This is a genomic window from Rhodobacter xanthinilyticus (assembly GCF_001856665.1).
GTDB lineage: Bacteria > Pseudomonadota > Alphaproteobacteria > Rhodobacterales > Rhodobacteraceae > Rhodobacter > Rhodobacter xanthinilyticus.
The window spans coordinates 1,778,525-1,796,423 of the sequence record NZ_CP017781.1 but is presented as its reverse complement, the minus strand read 5'-3'; the positions used below and the strand labels follow the sequence as shown (position 1 = coordinate 1,796,423).

The following is a 17,899-nucleotide window of genomic DNA, read 5'->3' as shown; positions in this document are numbered from 1 at the left end:
GGCTTCGCGCCTATTCTTCACGCAAGTTCCGCAGACCCGAGGCCCGACGTGAAGCTTTTTTCGACCCCGCCGCTTTCGCAATTTGCCAAGGCCAAGCCCGGCCCCGTGGCGCAGCCCGCGCGCCTTGAGGGCGGCGCCGAACCCTCGGCCGCGCGGTTGATCCCGATCCAGCGGCTGGCGCAGGGCGGGCGGTGGCGGGTCGAGGCGATGCGCGCGCATTCCGAGCCCTGCCTGCTGTGGTTCACCCGCGGTCAGGGGCGAATCACGATCGGCGGCGTGACGCGGGGCTATGGGCCGCATAATGCGATCCTGATCCCGGCCGGTGTCATGCATGGCTTCGAGGCCGGGCCGCAAACCCATGGGATGGTGCTCTTCTTCGGGCGGAACTCGGGGATCGATCTGCCCATGACGGTGCAGCATCTGCGGATCCGCGAGGCGTCGAAACAGGCGGAGCTTTCGGCGATTTTCGAGGCGATCCAGCGCGAGCTGGGCTCCGACAAGGCCAATGCCGCGCGCGCCGCGCAGCATCATCTGGGGTTGCTCGGCGTCTGGCTCGAGCGGCAGGTCGAGGCGGCGAGCGACGAGGCCCCGCGCCCGACTGCCTCGAAGCGGCTCGCCGCGCGCTTCACCCAGCTGCTCGAGCGCGATTTTCGCACCGGGCTCGGGGTGGCGGATCTGGCCGAGAGCCTTGGCGTGACGCCGACGCATCTGTCGCGGGCGTGCCGCGAGACCTGCGGGCGCTCGGCCTCGGATCTGTTGCAAGATCGGCGCCTGTTCGAGGCCCGGCGGCTTCTGGCCGATACGGAGCTGCCGATCAAGGAGATCTCGCGCAGCCTCGGCTTCACCAGCCCCGCCTATTTCTCGCGCGCCTTCCAGCACCGCGCCGGCAAGACCCCGAGCGCGTTTCGCCGCGCGGGCTGAGCGCGCCGGTTGAGCGCGCCCGGGCCGGCCGTGGTGCTCATTCGGCCGCGATTGCGGTCTGATCGGGCGCCGAGCTCGGCAGGACGAAGATATTGACCGCATCATTGAGCGCGGTGCTTTCCGAGGCGAGCGAGCGCCCGGAGGCGTGGATTGCATCGAACATCGCCGAGGTCTGTTGGGTGGTGCGGTCGAGCTGGTTCACCGCCGCGTTGATCTCGACGATGCCGCTGGCCTGCTCGCCCGCCGAGGCGGCGATCTGGATCACGCGGGAGGAGATTTCGGTCACCGATCCCATGATTTCCGAGAGCGCCTGGCCGGTCTTGCCGACGAGTTTCACGCCCGAATGGACCTGTTCGTCCGAGGCGGCGATCAGCGTCGAGATTTCCTTGGCGGCCTCGGAGGAGCGTTGTGCGAGCGCGCGCACCTCGGAGGCGACGACGGCAAAGCCGCGCCCCGCCTCGCCCGCGCGCGCGGCCTCGACGCCGGCGTTGAGCGCGAGCAGGTTGGTCTGGAAGGCGATTTCCTCGATCACCGAGGTGATGCGCGAGATCGCCCGGGCCGAGGCCTCGATCTCCGACATCGCGGAGATTGCCTGTTCGACGACTTCGACGCCGAGCTCGGCGTTGCGCCGCGCGGCGCCCGCGATCTCGGTCGCTTCGCGCGCGCCATCGGCGGCCGATTGCACCGAGGCGGTGAGTTCGTTGAGCGCGGCGGCGGTTTCCTCGAGCGTTGCGGCATTGGTTTCGGTGGTGCGGCTCAAATCATCGCTCGAGCGCGCGATCAGCGCGGCCTCGCCATCGATGCGCTTGGCGCCATGGCCGATTTCGCCGAGCGCGAAGGCGAGCTGGTTGAGCGTGTCATTGTAGTCGAGACGCAGCTTTTCATAATCGCCCGGCAGCGGCTCGGTCAGGCTCGCGCTGAGATCGCCGCGGGCGAGCGCCTCGAGCCCGCGCGCAAGCGCGCTGACCACGGCGGATTGTTCGGCAAGGCGCGCCTGCGCCTCTTCCTCACGGGCGCGCGCGGCCTCCATCTCCTCGGCCTCGGCGCGGGCGCGGCGTTCCTCTTCGGCGCGGGCGGCCTCCTGGCGGGCGGCTTCGGCGCGCGCTTCCTCGGCGCGGCGGGCCTCTTCGCTGGCTTGCAGTTGCGCCTCCTCGGCGCGCAGCGCCGCTTCGATCCGGGCGGTTTCGACGAGATTATCGGCAAAGACGCGCAGCGCGCGGGCCATTTCGCCGAGTTCATCGCCGCGTTCGGTGCCACGGATCTCGACATCGGTCTGGCCGGTGGCGAGGGCGACGGTGGTGCGGCTGAGCGCCGCGATCTGGGCGACGATGCCGCGCCCGAAGCGCAGCGCGAGCGCGAGCGCGAGCCCCACGGCCAGCAGCGTGACCAGCGCGGTGACGAGCTTGCCCTCGGTGACGAGGCCGTCATAGATCGCGGTGGGGGCGGCGACGGTGAAGATCCCGGCGACCTTGCCCTCATAATCGGTGACGGCGATGGCGCGCAGCATGTGGCGCGCCTCCTCGAGGGTCACGCTCGCATCATAGGTGCCGCCCGCGCGCAGCGCGGCGATCTCGTCAGGGCCGAGCAGCGCCGCGCCCTGAAAGCTCGCCGCGACCCGCAGATCGGCGCTCTTCGCCGGATCGAAACGCGCGATTCCCTCCTCGGGCAGGGCGTAATATTCATAATCATTGCCAGTGGCGGCGGCGAGCGAGGCGAGAAACTCCTTGCCAAGGCTCAGCCCGACCTCGACGGTGCCGACCGGCGCGCCCTGATGGCGCACCACCGCGACGCCGCGCGCACCGAGCCCCGCGCGGCCCCGTTCGAGCGCGGCGAGCGATGTCCCGGAGGCATTGGCATCGACCACGGTCTTGCGGAAGGCGGAGAGATCATCGCCGCGCTTGTCGAGCGCATGGACGCGCAGCAGCGAGGTCGCGGGCGGGATATGGAATTGCAGCTGCTCGACCCCGGTCTGATCGCGCAAGACCTCCCAGCCGGGCGCCATCATCGCCTCGAGCGCGGCATCATCGCGCCGCGCCACCGCCTCTTGCACCGCCGGCAGCCCCGCGATCAGCTCGGCGCGGGCGAGCGCCTCGGCCTCGGTGCGAGCGATCGCGCTGCGCAGCCCGGTTTCGGCGATCTCGAGTTCGCGCCCGCGGGTGATCCGGTCGGAGACCGCGCCGAGATAGACAAGGCCCGCCGCCATCAGCGCGCAGGCCAGCACCGAAACCGCGATCGGCAGGGCGATGATTTGGCGGGAAATATTCATGGCGGGCCTCATTCGTTTTGCCCGGCATAGCGCAAACTCCCTAATCTTTGGTTTCCGCCGCCCCGCGCCCCGCCCGCGCCGCGCGCAAAGCGACCCGCGCGCGACGGGAAGGACTGCACGCGGGCCTGTCATTGGCGCCGGGGGTGGCGCCAACGACAGAGGCGCCCCTTGCGGAGCGCCTCTTGGGGTGTCCGCCTCGGGGGGCCGAGGCGGACCAAGCCGGGATGAGGAGGTATCAGAAGAACCCGAGCTTGTTGGGGTTGTAGCTGACCAGCATGTTCTTGGTCTGCTGATAGTGGTCGAGCATCATCTTGTGGTTCTCGCGGCCGATGCCCGATTGCTTGTAGCCACCGAAGGCGGCGTGCGCCGGGTAGGCGTGGTAGTTGTTGACCCAGACGCGGCCCGCCTGAATGTGGCGGCCGAAGCGGTAGCAGGTGTTGATATCGCGCGACCAGACGCCGGCGCCGAGGCCATACATCGTGTCATTGGCGATATGCAGCGCCTCTGCCTCGTCCTTGAAGGTGGTCACCGAGACGACCGGCCCGAAGATTTCCTCCTGGAACACGCGCATCTTGTTGTGGCCCTTGAGGATCGTCGGCTGGATGTAGAAGCCGTTCGCCAGATCGCCGTTGAAGCGCGCCGCATCCCCGCCGACCAGCACTTCGGCGCCTTCCTGACGGCCGATCTGCAGGTAGGACATGATCTTGTCGTGCTGTTCCTGGCTGGCTTGCGCGCCGACCATGGTTTCCATCAGACGCGGGTCGCCCTGTTTGATCGCTTTGACGCGGGCGATGGCGCGTTCGATGAAGGCTTCGTAGATGTCTTCCTGGATCAGCGCGCGCGACGGGCAGGTGCAGACCTCGCCCTGGTTAAAGGCGAAGAGCACGAAGCCTTCGACCGCCTTGTCGAGGAAGGCGTCATCTTTCGCCATCACATCCGAGAAGAAGATGTTGGGCGATTTGCCGCCAAGCTCGAGCGTCACCGGGATCAGGTTCTCGGTCGCGGCCTGCATGATCTTGCGCCCCGTCGCGGTCGAGCCGGTGAAGGCGATCTTGGCGATGCGGGTCGAGCGGGCGAGCGACGCGCCAACCTCGGCGCCGTAGCCGTTGACGATGTTCAGCACACCGCCCGGCAGCAGGTCGGCGACGAGCTCGGCCAGAACCATGATCGCGGCCGGGGTCTGTTCGGCGGGTTTCATCACGATGCAGTTGCCCGCCGCGAGCGCCGGGGCGAGCTTCCACGCCGCCATCAGGATCGAGAAGTTCCACGGGATGATCTGGCCGACGACGCCGAGCGGCTCGTGGTAGTGATAGGCCACGGTGTCATTGTCGATTTCCGACATCGTGCCCTCTTGCGAGCGCAGCACCCCGGCGAAATAGCGGAAATGGTCGACCGAGAGCGGGATGTCGGCGGCCGTCGTTTCGCGGATCGGCTTGCCGTTGTCCCAGGTTTCGGCGGCGGCCAAGAGGTCGAGATTGGCTTCGAGGCGGTCGGCGATCGCGAGGAGCACGTTCGAGCGATGCGCGGCCGAGGTGGTGCCCCAGGCGTCTTTGGCGGCATGGGCGGCGTCGAGCGCGAGCTCGATATCGGCGGCGTCCGAGCGCGCCACTTCACAGATCTTCTCGCCGGTGATCGGCGTGACGTTGTCGAAATACTTGCCGTTGACCGGGGGCACGAACTTGCCGCCGATGAAGTTGTCGTAACGGGTCTTGAACGGCGAGACCATCACGCCTTTGAACTCGGGTGCCATATCGTTGGCCATGTGTTTTCCTCCCTGGATAGCCAGCCCTCCGCTGGCCGATGAGAGGAGCCTGCCGCGTTGCGCGCCTCATGCATAGCCGATTTGCATTGAATGAATAACGATGTGTCTCGACCCCGAGACAGGTGCAGGCGCGGAAGGCCATGCCGCGGCGCAGCATCGGTGACGTAGCGGCAAGATCAGCCTTGCGGGCATGGCGCGAAGAGCGCGAGCGCCGCCTCGAGCGCGCGGGTGCGGTGGCGCTCGGGGTGGGTGAGGAGGGTGAAATTGCGCCGCGGGCGGGTAGATTCGGGGCCCCAATCGACCTCCGCCCCCCCGAGCCCCGGCGCCCCGGCGACCGCGCGTTCCGAGAGCATCGCCACCGCCCCGCCCGCCCGCAGCGCCGCCGCCACCGATTCATTCGAGGGCAGTTCGAGCACCACATCGAGATCGCGCGCCCCGAGCCCGAGCCCGGCGAGATGCGCATCAAAGACCGCGCGCGAACCCGAGCCCGGCTCGCGCAGCACCCATGAGAGCGCGCGATACTGCGCCGCCCCGAGCCCCCGCGCCGCCGCCCGCGCCAAGACCGGGTGCCCCGCCGCCGCGACCAGAACCAGCCGGTCCTGCGCTACCACCCGCGCGCGCAGATCGGCGGCGGGCGCCTCGCCCTCGACAAAGCCGAGATCGGCCGCGCCCTCGCGCACCGCCTGCGCGGCCTGGGCCGAATTGCCGGTGGCGAGGCTCACCTCCACCCCCGGATGCGCGCCGCGCAGCGCCATCAGCCGCGGCGGCAGCCAGGTGCCCGCCACCGTCTGCGAGGCAAAGATCCGCAGCCGCCCGCGCGTCGCCCGGCCGAGATCTTCGAGCGCGATCCGCGCACGCTCGGCCTGCGCCAGCACCGCGCGCGCCTCGGGTAGAAACCGCGCGCCCTCGTCGGAAAGCTCGATCCCGCGGCCCACCCGGTCGAAGAGCCGCAGCTGATGGGCGCCCTCGAGCGCCGCAATCGCCGCGGACACCGCCGATTGAGTGAGGCCGAGCGCCTCGGCCGCGCGGGTCATGTGGCGGCGTTCGGCGACGGCGAGAAAGATGCGGAGCTGATCGAGGGTCATGGGAAATCATCGAATATTTCGATGATTCCGGCAAGAACAATGCGTTGGACGGATGGAACGGCGCGCGCGAGACTGGCGCCAAAGACGGAGATTGCCATGACACCCCAGCCCACCGCCCTGCCCCTCGGCCTTGCCGCGCGCACGCGCACTGCGCTCATAGCGCTCGCGCCGGGGCTCGGGCTCACGCTCGCGATGGCTCTGGGCGCGATGGCGCTCGCGCGGGGCTTGGGCGTTGCGGCGCTCACCCCGATGGGGATCGCGATGCTGGGCGGCGTGGCCTTGCGCAACCTGACCGCCCTGCCCGCCCGCTTCGAGCCCGGCGTTGCCTTCACGCTCAAACGCATCCTGCGCGCCGGCGTGGTTCTGCTCGGCTTTCGGCTCACGCTCGGCGATGTCGCGGCGGTGGGCGCGCCGGGGGTGGCGGTGATCGCGGTGGTGCTCGGCGCGACGTTTGTCTTCACCAAGGCGCTCGGCCGGGCGATGGGGGTCGAGCGGGGTCTGGCCGAGCTGATCGCGGCGGGCACCTCGGTGTGCGGCGCCTCGGCGGTGCTCGCGGTCAATACCGTGACGCGAGCCGAGGAGGAGGATGTCGCCTATGCGATCGCTTGCGTGACCCTCTTCGGCACCCTCTCGATGCTCGGATTTCCGTTGCTGGCCAATGCCTTGGGGATGGATGCGGCGCAGTATGGGCTCTGGGCCGGGGCGGCGATCCATGAGGTGGCGCAGGTCGTCGGCGCGGCGTTTTCGCAAGGCGAGGCGGCGGGCCAGGCGGGCACGGTGGCGAAGCTCACCCGGGTGATGATGCTCGCGCCCTTGATCCTCGTGCTTGGCGGGCTCGCCCGGGCGCGCGGCGGCGCGGCGGGCGGGCGCGCGCCCGCGCCCTGGTTCGTCTTCGGCTTTCTGGCGGCGGTCGGGGCGAATTCGACCGGGCTCGTGCCCGCCGCGGCGCATCCGCCGGTGGCGGAGGCGACCGGGCTGATGCTGACCGCGGCGCTCGCAGCGATGGGGCTCGGCACCGATCTGCGCAAGCTGCGGCTGAAGGGGCTGCGCCCGCTCCTTCTCGGCGCGGCGGGTTGGCTCTTCATCTCGAGCCTCGCCGCCGGGCTCGTGCGCCTCGTTTAAACCGCGACGCCGAGGGCCTTGGCCTTGCGGTAGAAGGTCGCGCGCCCGATGCCGAGATCGCGCGCCGCGGCCGAGACATTGCCGCGCGCCCGCGCCAGCGCGCGCACCATCTCGGCGCGCTGCGCCTCCTCGAGCCCACCGCCCGGCGCGGCCTCGCGGCCCGGGTGGAAGAGATCATCAGCGGGCAGATGGCCGATCTGATCTGCGTTGATATTCAGCGCTTTACGCGCCGCGCGGGTGGCGCCGATGACGAGATCGTCGCGGTTGAGCGCCAAGAGCATCACCCCCGCCGGGCCGCTTTCCACCGCGCTCGCGCCGCCCGTCGAGAGGATCCGCGCGCCCTCGAAGGAGGCGCGGAAGAGATCGGCCTCGATCCGGCTCGCGGCATCTTGCACGGTCAGCGCGACGAGGCGGGCATAGCCCTCGGTCATGTCGGCGCGTGCCGAGGAAATGTCGATCACGCCCGCAAGCTCGCCCTCGGCGCCGAAGACCGGCGCGCCGGTGCAGGTCAGCCCGGTGTTCGTCGCGCGGAAATGCTGGTCGCGCCAGACGGTGACGGCGCGGCCCTCGGCCAGACAGGTGCCGATGCCGTTCGTGCCCTCGGCGCCCTCCGACCAATCCGAGCCGGGCGCGAGGTTCGAGGCATGGAAATCGCGCTTGTCGCCCGCGCGCACGCGTTCATCGAGGATGAACCCGCCGGCATCGGACAAAAGCACCGTGCAGCCCGAGTCGCAGGCCGCCCGCGCCAGCCGGTCGAGCACCGGCTCGGCGATGCGCAGCAAGAGCCCCGAGGCTTCGCGGCGGGCGCGCACCTCGGCCGAGCTCAGCCGCTCGATGCCGCCGCCCTGACCCGGGTCGAGCTTGTGATGCACGAGCGAGCGGCGCCAGCTCGCGGCGAACCCCGCGCGCCCCAAGGCCGCCGAGGATGTCACCACGGATTTGACAATCTCTGCGTGATTGCGCGGCGCCCCGCGAGACAGCGACGTCATGGCGAAAAGCCTCCCCTCTTTCCGAATGCGTCCGGCCTCAGGTTACGGCAGATCGGCCGCAGAACAACTGCTATTTAAGTCGTAGAGGCGGGGGCTGTCTCAAAAGTGAGACAGCTCAGCCGAGCGGGCCGGCCTCGTCGTCCTCGGCGGTTGGCAGGCCCTCTTCATGGCGCTTGCCGCGGAAGCCCTGGGCGACGACGAATTTCTCCGAACTGTCCTTGCGCGAGCTCGGCGGCTTGACGTTCACCACCTTCTCGAAATTCTTCTTCAGGATCGTCATCAGCCCCTGTTCGGCGCCGCCCGCGAGCACTTTGGCGACGAAAGTGCCGCCCTCCTCGAGCACGTCGAAGGCGAAATAGGCGGCGTGTTCGCACAGCGTGATGATCCGCAAATGGTCCACCTGCTGGTTGCCCGAGGCCGAGGCCGCCATATCCGACATCACCACATCGGCCCGCCCGCCGAGCCAGGCCTTGACCTGATCATCGGCGCCGTCCTCGAGGAAATCGAGCACATGGACCTCAGCGCCCGCGATCGGCGCGACCTCCTGCAGATCGACGCCGAGCACCGTGCCGACCCGCTTGCCGCCCTTCTCGCCGAGCGCATTGACCCGTTTCACCGCCACCTGGCACCAGCCGCCGGGCGCACAGCCGAGGTCGACGACCCGCGCGCCGGGCACGAGGAAGCGGAATTTTTCGTCGAGTTCCAGGATCTTGAAGGCCGCGCGGCCGCGGTAGCCCTCTTTCTTGGCGCGCACGACGTAAGGGTCGTTGAGCTGGCGCTCCAGCCAGAGCGTCGAGGAGAGCTTGCGGCCCTTGGCGGTCTTCACCCGCACCCGCAGATCGCGCTGGCCGCGCCCGGAGGTGTTCTTGCCGGTCGGCGTTTTCGTCATCAGATCGATCCCAGTTCTTCGAGCACGCCATCGGCGGCCATTTGTGCATAAAGGAGGCCCTCGCGCAGGCCGCGGTCGGCCACCGACATCCTGTCGGTCGGCCAGACCCGCATCAGCGCCTGCAAGATCGCCGCGCCCGACATGATCAGCGTATGGCGGTCGCGGCCGATCCGCGGATCGGCGCGGCGGCCCTCGGGGCCGAGCGAGAGGAAATTGCGGATCACCGCGTCGATCTGCCCGGACGACATGGTCAGCCCGTCGACGCGGGTGCGGTCATAGCGTTTGAGCCCGAGATGGCAGGCGGCGACGGTCGTGACCGTGCCCGAGGTGCCGATGATCTGGAACCCCTCCTGCGGGCAGCCCGAGGCATAGGGGGTGAAATCGGCGAGCTTTTCCTCGAAAAACCAGCTCATCAGCGCAAACCGCGCGGCGTCGTCCTCGACATCGCCGAACTGGTCCTTCAGCGTCGCGACCCCCAAGGGCACCGAGATCCAGTCGACGACGCGGGCCGCGGGCTCGGCGGTTTCGGGCTGATGAAAGCCGCCCGAGAGCCGCATGATCGCGCGGGCGCGGTCAGGTGGCGGCACGCGCGAGAGGTCGATCCAGACGAGCTCGGTCGAGCCGCCGCCGATATCGACGACGAGGAGCTGTTCGGTGCGCGGGCTGACCAGCGAGGCGCAGGAGATCACCGCAAGGCGGGCCTCCTCCTCGGGCGGGATGATCTCGAGCGGCAGGCCGGTCTCGCGCCGCACGAAGCGGATGAAATCGCGCGCATTGCCAGCGCGCCGACAGGCCTCGGTCGCGACCAGACGCATCCGGCGCACGCCGTGGCTCTCGATCTTGCGGCGGCAGATTTGCAAAGCCTGCACCGTGCGCGCCATGGATTGACGCGACAACCGGCCCGAGGCTTCGAGCCCCTGGCCGAGCTGGACCGCTTTCGAGAAGCTGTCCACCACCTGAAACTGATTGCCCTTCGGTCGGGCAATCAGCATCCGGCAACTGTTGGTGCCGAGATCGAGCGCAGCATAAAGCTCGCCCTTCTCAGCGGTCTGGGTCGCGGTCGGCTCTACCGGTTTCGGGAACGCGCCCGGGACCCGGGGACGCCTGGGCGCCATGAGCACGCCCTCCGATTTCAAGTTACCCCCAACCTAGCGGCTCGGGGGGCTTTCTTCAAGAGAGCGGGCGCGCGGGCGACTGTGCAAAAATGCAAGAGCCCCGCCGGGGTGACGGGGCTTTGCGCGAAGGTGCGGCGCAATGCCTCAGCCGCGGCCGAGTTTCTCCAGCCGGGCGGCGCGCAGCCGGGCAAAATCATCGCCCGCGTGATAGCTCGAGCGCGTCAGCGGCGTCGCCGAGACCATCAGGAACCCCTTGCCATAGGCCGATTTCTCGTAATCCTTGAACTCCTCGGGGGTGACGAAGCGGTCGACGCCGTGGTGTTTGGGGGTCGGTTGCAGATATTGGCCGATCGTCAGGAAATCGATATCGGCGGCGCGCATGTCATCCATGACCTGCAAGACGCCCTGGCGGTCTTCGCCGAGGCCGACCATGATCCCGGATTTGGTGAACATGCTCGGGTCGAGCTCCTTCACCCGCTGCAAGAGGCGCAGCGAATGGAAATAGCGCGCGCCGGGGCGGACGGTCGGGTAAAGGCCGGGCACCGTCTCGAGGTTGTGGTTGAAGACATCGGGGCGCGCCTCGACCACGGTCTCGAGCGCGCGCGGGCTGCATTTGAGAAAATCGGGCGTCAGGATCTCGATCGTGGTGTCGGGGGCGCGGTGGCGCACGGCGCGGATCGTCTGGGCGAAATGCTCGGCGCCGCCGTCCTCGAGGTCATCGCGGTCGACCGAGGTGATCACCACATGTTTGAGCCCGAGCGTCTGCACCGCATGGGCGACGCGGCCGGGCTCGAAAGCGTCGAGCGCATCGGGGCGGCCGGTGGCGACGTTGCAAAACGAACAGCCGCGGGTGCAGATCTCGCCCATGATCATCATCGTCGCATGGCCATGCGACCAGCATTCGCCGACATTCGGGCAGCCCGCCTCTTCGCAGACGGTGACGAGCTTGTTGGTCTTCAGGATCTCGCGGGTGTCCTTGTAGCCCTGCGAGGTCGGCGCCTTGACGCGGATCCAGGCGGGTTTCTTGGGCTGCGCCTGATCGGGGCGGTGGGCCTTCTCGGGGTGGCGTTGGCCGGGGATCTTGAGGTCGGACACGGATATCTCCCTGAATGGACCGTTCGGGCACAGATAGGCCCAAACGCCCGCGCAGGCAATGGCCGAGACCCGCGGCGCAGGGCCGCTCTGGCGGGGGTCGGGGGCTGGTCTGGTGAAAAATCGGGCAGATCCGCGCGCCCGGCCCGGCGCGCGCGGCGGTGCGGCAAAATTTTGCTGCAAGCGCTGGGTCAGGAGTTGTGACATGCCTCGAGATGTTTTAGAACGATTTTAAAACCACCCTCCCGAGGAGATCCGCAAAATGCAAACCGGCGCCAAGCTGCCCGAAGTCACCTTCCACACCCGCGTGCGCGACGAGGCCGTCGGCGGCCCGAACCCCTACCGCTGGGAAGACAAGACCACTGCCGATTATTTCGCCGGCAAACGCGTCGTGCTCTTCGCGCTGCCGGGCGCCTTCACGCCCACCTGCTCGACCTATCAGCTGCCGGGCTTCGAGAAGGGCTTTGCCGATTTCGCCGCCGAGGGCATCGACGAGATCTACTGCCTGTCGGTCAACGACAGCTTCGTGATGAACCAATGGGCCAAGGCGCAGGGCCTCGAGAACGTCAAGGTGATCCCGGATGGCTCGGGCGAGTTTACCCGCCGCGTCGGCATGCTGGTGCGCAAGGACAACCTCGGCTTCGGGCTGCGCTCGTGGCGCTATGCGGCGGTCGTGAACAACGGCGTCGTGGAAGCCTGGTTCGAAGAGCCGGGTCTCGCGGACAACCACGGCGAAGACCCCTATGGCGTCTCCTCGCCCGAGACCGTTCTGGGCTGGCTGCGCGAGGTCAACAAGGAACAAGCCGCCTGATCGGCTAAGATTTCCCGCCTCCAGGAAAGGCGCGAACGGAAGGCCGGGGGGTGCGCTCCCCGGCCTTTTTCTTGGCACTGAGCGCGGAGGGGGCGGCGCCCCCTGCCCCGCCCGGGCCGCGCGGCTCAGCCGATCAGCGGCGATTGGCCGCCATAGACCTCGTCGTAATGGCGTTTGAGCCGCATCAGCGCGATGCGCAGCACGATCTTGCCCGAGCGCGCCGACCAGCCAAGCCGGCGCTCGGCGGTCTCGAGCCCTTCGAGGAAGCAGCAGCAGCGCAGCACCATGTCGCCGAGCCCCGGGCCCAGATCGCGCAGCGCCTCGGCCACGCGTTCGCGGGCGCGCTCGGAGCCGCCGCCATGGCCAAGCTCGGGGCGGTAACCGCCGCGCGCGCCGCCGCCGGTCATGAAGCGCTCCCAGTTCTGCGCGACCCGCGGGCCCATTTGCGCAAGCTCGAAATCCTCGCGCAGCCGCTCGCCCGCCGCCACCAGATCGGGGGTCAGGAAGGGCTCGCCATTCGCATCACGCCGCCGCGCGAGCACGCCAAGCGGGCTTTCGGCGAGGTTTGCCCGCATCCGGCGCCGCCGGCCGCCCTCTTCGCCGATCTCGCGCTCGCCCCAGTCGCGGTGCTGGCCGGCGAAGGGCTGCGGGCCGTCGGTCTCCTCGTCCTCGAGGCGCTCACCGCGCGCCGCGGCATCCTCCTCGAGCATCCGCTTGAGCGCGGCGCGCCCCGCCACCGAGATCTCGTAGCTCATCACCCGGCCGGTGTGTTTCACCACGATCCAGTCCTTGAGCGCGAAGGCCTTGGCCACGCCGCGCTCGAGCACCGCGGTGCGCACGGTGCCCTTGAGCACCACCGCTTTGTCCATGTCCCCCGCGACGATCAGGAGCGCGCCGGCTTCGGCGAGGCGACGCAGGATGCGCCGGCCCTCCCGGGCGAGCGTATCCTCGTCGACGGGCAGGGTCTGGGTTCGGATCGGAGCAGTCATCCAGGCGGTTTCCTTGTCTTGGGCGGTCGTGTGAGAAAGGCGCGACCCTTGGGCCCCGAGCGCCGCCAGCGCCTCGTCGACCAGAGGGTCGTCGCGGCGGCTTTCGATCCGGCGGACCCGGCGCAGGACGGTCGAGGCATGGCAGCCCTCGGCCCGCGCCAGTTCCCGGATCGACACGCCCTCTTCCACATGACGCAGATAGAGGCGGGCGTAATCGGGCAGCCAGGCGGGCAGATCCGCCGTGACCGAAGTCGTCATCATGGTCTCATCCCCCATAGTCTGGGCCGAGGCTTGCAGCTCGCGCCGCGTTTTCACACACAACCGTGGGTTGCATTGGTTACCCGTTCGTTAAGAAACGGACCGATGCCGATAATTGTTTAAAAATTCTAAAGATCTCCGAACTAACCGCACGGTTGAGCGCTTGTTTGCGCAACACCCGCTTGGGTTGAGTCATTCTGGCCACTCATAGCGAGGGGAACCACCATGAAAGACCTGTCCGATCTGATCGCCAACCTGCGCCGCCCGCGGCTTTTGATCCGCGCCGCCCGTTTCGGACAAACCGATTACAACCGCGCGCGCGATCTGCGCCGGCTGATGCAGGCGCAGGCCGTGCCCGGCCCCGAGCAGGCGCTCGAGCGCTTGATCGAGGAGGAGGCCAAGCTCGAGGCCTCGCGGCAAGAGGGGGCGGCCAATTACAGCCTGATGCGGCATATCGAGCTGTTGATCGCGATGATGGCGGAGGCGCGGCTGTTGCCCCGCCCGCCGCAGGCGATCTGAGGCGCCCGCCGCGGGCGATTAAAGGCGCCCGCCGCGGGCGATCAGGCACGCTCACCTCCTCGGGACGGGAGGTGTCACGCCCGGGGGGCCTCCCCCCGGGCGTTTTTTACCGCGAGCGGAACAGCGAGCCGAGCACGCCGCGCACGATCTGTTGGCCGGCCTGGCGCGCGAGGCTCTTGCCGAAGGTCTCGAGCACCGAATCCGAGCGCGAGGAGGAGGAGCGCCGCGCCGTCGGGGTGGTCTTGGCGGCAGTCTTCGTCACCTTGATCGGCTCGAAACGCCGCGCGTTCTGAAACTCGCGCGCTTTCTCGGCCTTGGCGGCCTCTGTCTCCTCGGCCAGCCGCGCCTCGGCCGCCGCCGCCTCCTCCGCCGCCGCCTCGGCGCGTCTGGTCAGGATCTCGAAGGCCGAGTCCCGGTCGATCGGTTTGTCGTATTTGACCCCATAGGGCGAGGCATTGATCACCGCGCGCCGCTCCTCGGGGCTGAGCGGCCCAAGGCGCGACATCGGCGGGCGCACCAGCGTGCGCTCGACCATCCCCGGCACGCCCTTGGCCTCGAGGAAGGAGGTCACCGCCTCGCCGGTGCCGACCTCCTTGATCGCGGATTCGGTGTCAAACCGCGGATTCGGGCGGTAATTCTCCGCCGCACGGGCGAGATCCTTCTGATCCTTGGCGGTGAAGGCGCGCAGCGCATGCTGCACCCGGTTGCCGAGCTGGCCGAGGATATCCTCGGGCACGTCGGCGGGGTTTTGGGTGATGAAATAGATCCCCACCCCCTTCGAGCGGATGAGTCGCGCGACCTGCTCGACCTTGTCGACCAGCGCCTTGGGCGCATCGTCAAAGAGCAGATGCGCCTCGTCGAAGAAGAACACGAATCGCGGCCGGTCTGGGTCGCCGACCTCGGGGAGCTCCTCGAAGAGCTCGGAGAGCAGCCACAGAAGGAAGGTCGCGTAAAGCCGCGGGCTCGCCATCAGCTTGTCGGCGGCGAGGATGTTGATCCGGCCAAGCCCCTCCGGGCTGACCGCCATCATGTCGGAAAGCGCCAGCGCCGGCTCGCCGAAGAACGCGGTCGCACCCTGATTTTCCAGCACGAGGAGCTGGCGCTGGATCGCGCCCACGGTTTGCGGCGCGACATTGCCATAGCGCAGCGAGAGCGCATCGGCCTGCTCGCCCACATAGGTCAGCATCGCGCGCAGATCGGCCATGTCGAGCAGCGCCAGACCCTCGCTGTCGGCCAGATGGAAGGCGATGTTGAGCACCCCCTCCTGCGCCTCGCTCAGATCCATCAGCCGCGCAAGCAGCAGCGGCCCCATCTCCGAAACGGTGGTGCGCACCGGGTGGCCCTGCGCGCCGAACATATCCCAGAAGGTGACCGGGAAGGCGCGATAGGAGAGGTCATAGCCGATCGTTTCGGCGCGTTTGAGGAAGGGCTCATGGAGCTTGCCACCCGCGCTGCCCGCCATCGCGAGCCCCGCCAGATCGCCCTTCACATCGGCCATGAAGACCGGCACGCCGGCCGAGGAAAACGCCTCCGCCAGCACCTGCAGCGTCACCGTCTTGCCGGTGCCCGTCGCCCCCGCGATCAGCCCGTGGCGGTTGCCGTATTTCAACAGCAGCTCCTGCGCCGTGCCATAGCCCGCGCCGCCGCCGCCCACGAAGATGCCGTTTTCCGTCAAAACCCCGGTCATGCCGCCCTCATTCCAAAACGCCGAAAAATGGTTAGCCCCGACAATACTTCTTTAACCGCTTTGTGCCAGTCTGATCCTGTCCCCGCGGTCGAGGTCGCTTTCGCGCGGGGGCTTCCTCCCTGTCAGACTGGCCGCGCCAAAGGGCGCGGCTTTTTTCTTGCCAAAACATGGCTTTGCAACTGTCCGCCGTGGTCACTTTTGCCTGTTGACGGATCGAATGATCCGATTTAGCGTCATCTTAATGACAAAGTCGGCCAGTCCGACAGGGGGAAATAACAGGGAAGGGCTTCCGCGAGGGAGCCCTTTCTCCATCTCGGCCGCTCACGCATTCGTGGCGGCAAAGCGCCGCGCAATCAGGGTTTTTCCGCAAAGTCTCGGTGACTTGCGCCAAGGCCCATGCTAAGAGCGCCTCGTCCCATTCAGAATGGAAAAGGCCCATGACCGACGTCAAACACTCCCTCGCGCTCGCGCTCACCCTTGCGCTCGCCGCCGCGACCGCCCAGGCGCAGGAGGCCACCCCGCCGGCGCCCGCCGCCGACGCCCCCGCCGCCGAAGCGCCCGCCGCCGCGACCCCCGCCGAGACCCCCGCCGAGACCCCGGCCGCCGAAGCCCCCGCCGCGGCGCCGACCGACGCCCCCGATGGCCCCGGCACCACCTATATCGCCAACACCTTCGACGATTGGCAGGTGCAATGCGTGCGCACCGAGACTGGCAATGACCCCTGCCAGATGTATCAGCTCCTCAAAGATGCCAATGGCTCGAACGTCGCGGATATCTCGCTGCTGAACCTGCCCGCGGGCGGTCAGATCGTGGCGGGCGCCAATATCATGACCCCGCTCGAGACGCTGCTGACCCAGAATGTCACGCTGAAACTCGATACCAACGAGGCGAAGGTCTATCCGTTCACCTTCTGCGCGCCGCAGGGCTGCTTTGCCCGCGTCGGGCTGACCGCCGAAGAGCTCGCCGCCTACAAGAAGGGCAACAAGGTCGAGATGACCGTCGTGCCGATGGCCGCGCCCGATCAGAAAGTCGTGGTGAACATCTCGCTCAAGGGCTTCACCTCGGCCTATGAGGCGGTGCTGAAGGCCAATGCCGAAGCCACGAAATGAGCTCTGCGGCGCGTTAACTTCGCGCCGCAAGCCCTTGTGAAGACAGAGAAAGCCGCCCTTCGGGGCGGTTTTTTCACACCCGCCCGAGCGCCAGAACCGCGTTCAGCCCGCCAAAGGCGAAAGCGTTGCTCAGCGCCGCCTCGACCCGGGCCGCGCGCGCGACATTGGGCACCACATCGAGCCCGACCTCGGGGTCGTCGGCGAGATGGTTGATCGTCGGCGCGATCACGCCCTCATTGAGCGCGAGCAGGCAGGCGAGGAGCTCCACCGCGCCGGTGCCGCCGATGCAATGGCCATGCATCGCCTTGGTCGAGGAGACCGCCACCCGCGCCGCCGCCGTGCCAAAGGCCGCGCGGATCGCGGCGGCCTCCGTGCGGTCATTGGCGGCGGTGCCGGTGCCATGGGCGTTGATATAGCCGATCTGATCGGGCGCGAGCCCCGCATCCTTGAGCGCGCCGCGGATCGCGCGCGCCGCGCCCTCGGCATCGGGCGCAACGATATCGGCGGCATCCGAGGTCATGCAGAAGCCCTTGATTTCGGCCAGAATATTCGCGCCGCGAGCGCGCGCGGCCTCATAGTCCTCGAGCACGAAAACCCCCGCGCCCTCGCCCTGCACCATGCCGTTACGGGTCGCGCAGAACGGCCGGCAGGCCTCGGGCGACATCACCCGCAGCCCCTCCCAGGCCTTCAGCCCGCCGAAATTCAGCATCGATTCCGACCCGCCCGCGAGCATCCCGTCGGCCAGCCCCGCGCGGATCATCTGCACCGCCAGCCCGATCGCATGGTTCGAGCTCGCGCAGGCCGTCGCCACCGAGAAACTCGGCCCCATCAGCCGCCATTCCATCGCCAGATGCGAGGCGGCGGCGTTGTTCATCAACCGCGGCACGGTGAACGGATGCACCCGGTTCTTGCCCTCGGCAAAGACCTGCCGGAAGGCGTCATTCACCGTCGAATTGCCGCCCCCCGCCGTGCCCATGATCGCGCCCCAGCGCGTCGGATCGCCCGGCACCGCGTCAAACCCCGCCATCGCCATCGCCTCGCGCGCGGCGACGAGCGCGAATTGCGCGAACGGATCCAGCAGCGTCATCTGGCTGCGATCGAAATGAACTTCGGGCTGGAAGCCCTTGATTTGGCCACCAATTTTCTGCGTGAGCCGATCAACGTCGGGGAAGTCGAGCGCCCCGATCCCGGAGCGCCCCTCCGCCATCGCCCGGAGCGTTCCGGGCACGTCTTGCGCCAGCGCGTTGACCGTTCCGGCCCCGGTGATGACAACGCGCCGCATCGC

Annotated in this window: 15 protein-coding genes; 5 read left to right on the top strand and 10 right to left on the bottom strand. The window is 68.4% G+C overall.

Annotation, left to right across the window (positions count from 1 at the left end; genetic code table 11):
• The first annotated feature begins 48 nt into the window (after positions 1–48).
• On the top strand, positions 49–921 hold the full coding sequence (locus LPB142_RS08870; protein ID WP_232230880.1) for an AraC family transcriptional regulator: 873 nt from the start codon (positions 49–51) through the stop codon (positions 919–921).
• Between the two features lie 37 nt (positions 922–958).
• Here LPB142_RS08870 and LPB142_RS08865 read toward each other — a convergent pair whose 3' ends face one another.
• The 3 genes from LPB142_RS08865 to LPB142_RS08855 all read right to left on the bottom strand — a co-directional run bounded on the left by LPB142_RS08865 (position 959) and on the right by LPB142_RS08855 (position 6,034).
• Complete coding sequence (locus LPB142_RS08865) at positions 959–3,187, bottom strand: methyl-accepting chemotaxis protein (protein WP_071166158.1); 2,229 nt, start codon at positions 3,185–3,187, stop codon at positions 959–961.
• Between the two features lie 235 nt (positions 3,188–3,422).
• A complete protein-coding gene (gene adh, locus LPB142_RS08860; protein WP_071166157.1) occupies positions 3,423–4,949 on the bottom strand; it encodes an aldehyde dehydrogenase in 1,527 nt (508 codons plus the stop codon).
• 176 nt (positions 4,950–5,125) lie between these two features.
• A complete protein-coding gene (locus LPB142_RS08855) occupies positions 5,126–6,034 on the bottom strand; it encodes a LysR substrate-binding domain-containing protein (RefSeq protein WP_071166156.1) in 909 nt (302 codons plus the stop codon).
• Positions 6,035–6,130: 96 nt separating this feature from the next.
• Here LPB142_RS08855 and LPB142_RS08850 point away from each other — a divergent pair, with 96 nt between their 5' ends.
• Entirely contained in the window at positions 6,131–7,156 is a 1,026-nt protein-coding gene (locus LPB142_RS08850; RefSeq protein ID WP_156506882.1) for a YeiH family protein, read from the top strand.
• Here LPB142_RS08850 and LPB142_RS08845 read toward each other — a convergent pair.
• From LPB142_RS08845 to lipA, 4 genes are all read right to left on the bottom strand, one after another.
• Entirely contained in the window at positions 7,153–8,145 is a 993-nt protein-coding gene (locus LPB142_RS08845; protein WP_071166155.1) for a helix-turn-helix domain-containing protein, read from the bottom strand. The two genes, LPB142_RS08850 and LPB142_RS08845, sit on opposite strands and share 4 nt — an antisense overlap.
• Positions 8,146–8,260: 115 nt before the next feature.
• The gene (locus LPB142_RS08840; protein ID WP_068766791.1) at positions 8,261–9,034 is read right to left on the bottom strand and encodes an RlmE family RNA methyltransferase; all 774 of its coding nucleotides are present in this window, start codon (positions 9,032–9,034) and stop codon (positions 8,261–8,263) included.
• Positions 9,034–10,149, bottom strand: coding sequence for a Ppx/GppA phosphatase family protein (locus LPB142_RS08835; RefSeq protein ID WP_068766790.1), 1,116 nt, complete (start codon positions 10,147–10,149; stop codon positions 9,034–9,036). The genes LPB142_RS08840 and LPB142_RS08835 overlap by 1 nt, the downstream gene beginning before the upstream one ends.
• A 144-nt stretch (positions 10,150–10,293) precedes the next feature.
• Positions 10,294–11,244, bottom strand: coding sequence for a lipoyl synthase (gene lipA, locus LPB142_RS08830; protein WP_071166154.1), 951 nt, complete (start codon positions 11,242–11,244; stop codon positions 10,294–10,296).
• A gap of 259 nt (positions 11,245–11,503) precedes the next feature.
• On the opposite strand from lipA, the gene LPB142_RS08825 reads away from it, so the two are divergent.
• Positions 11,504–12,052 carry a peroxiredoxin gene (locus LPB142_RS08825; protein WP_068766788.1) on the top strand — a complete coding sequence of 183 codons (549 nt, stop codon included), beginning with the start codon at positions 11,504–11,506 and terminating at the stop codon, positions 12,050–12,052.
• 125 nt (positions 12,053–12,177) lie between these two features.
• Here LPB142_RS08825 and LPB142_RS08820 read toward each other — a convergent pair whose 3' ends face one another.
• Positions 12,178–13,302: a DUF6456 domain-containing protein gene (locus LPB142_RS08820; RefSeq protein WP_071167193.1), complete on the bottom strand. Its 1,125-nt coding sequence runs from the start codon at positions 13,300–13,302 to the stop codon at positions 12,178–12,180.
• A gap of 222 nt (positions 13,303–13,524) precedes the next feature.
• On the opposite strand from LPB142_RS08820, the gene LPB142_RS08815 reads away from it, so the two are divergent.
• Entirely contained in the window at positions 13,525–13,818 is a 294-nt protein-coding gene (locus LPB142_RS08815; protein WP_068766787.1) for a DUF6477 family protein, read from the top strand.
• 106 nt (positions 13,819–13,924) lie between these two features.
• Here the strand turns inward: LPB142_RS08815 and LPB142_RS08810 are convergent, their stop codons facing one another.
• A complete protein-coding gene (locus LPB142_RS08810; RefSeq protein ID WP_071166153.1) occupies positions 13,925–15,505 on the bottom strand; it encodes a helicase HerA-like domain-containing protein in 1,581 nt (526 codons plus the stop codon).
• A gap of 437 nt (positions 15,506–15,942) precedes the next feature.
• On the opposite strand from LPB142_RS08810, the gene LPB142_RS08805 reads away from it, so the two are divergent.
• The gene (locus tag LPB142_RS08805) at positions 15,943–16,614 is read left to right on the top strand and encodes an invasion associated locus B family protein (protein ID WP_068766785.1); all 672 of its coding nucleotides are present in this window, start codon (positions 15,943–15,945) and stop codon (positions 16,612–16,614) included.
• Positions 16,615–16,687: 73 nt separating this feature from the next.
• Here LPB142_RS08805 and LPB142_RS08800 read toward each other — a convergent pair whose 3' ends face one another.
• A complete protein-coding gene (locus LPB142_RS08800; protein ID WP_071166152.1) occupies positions 16,688–17,896 on the bottom strand; it encodes a beta-ketoacyl-[acyl-carrier-protein] synthase family protein in 1,209 nt (402 codons plus the stop codon).
• Positions 17,897–17,899 lie beyond the last annotated feature (3 nt).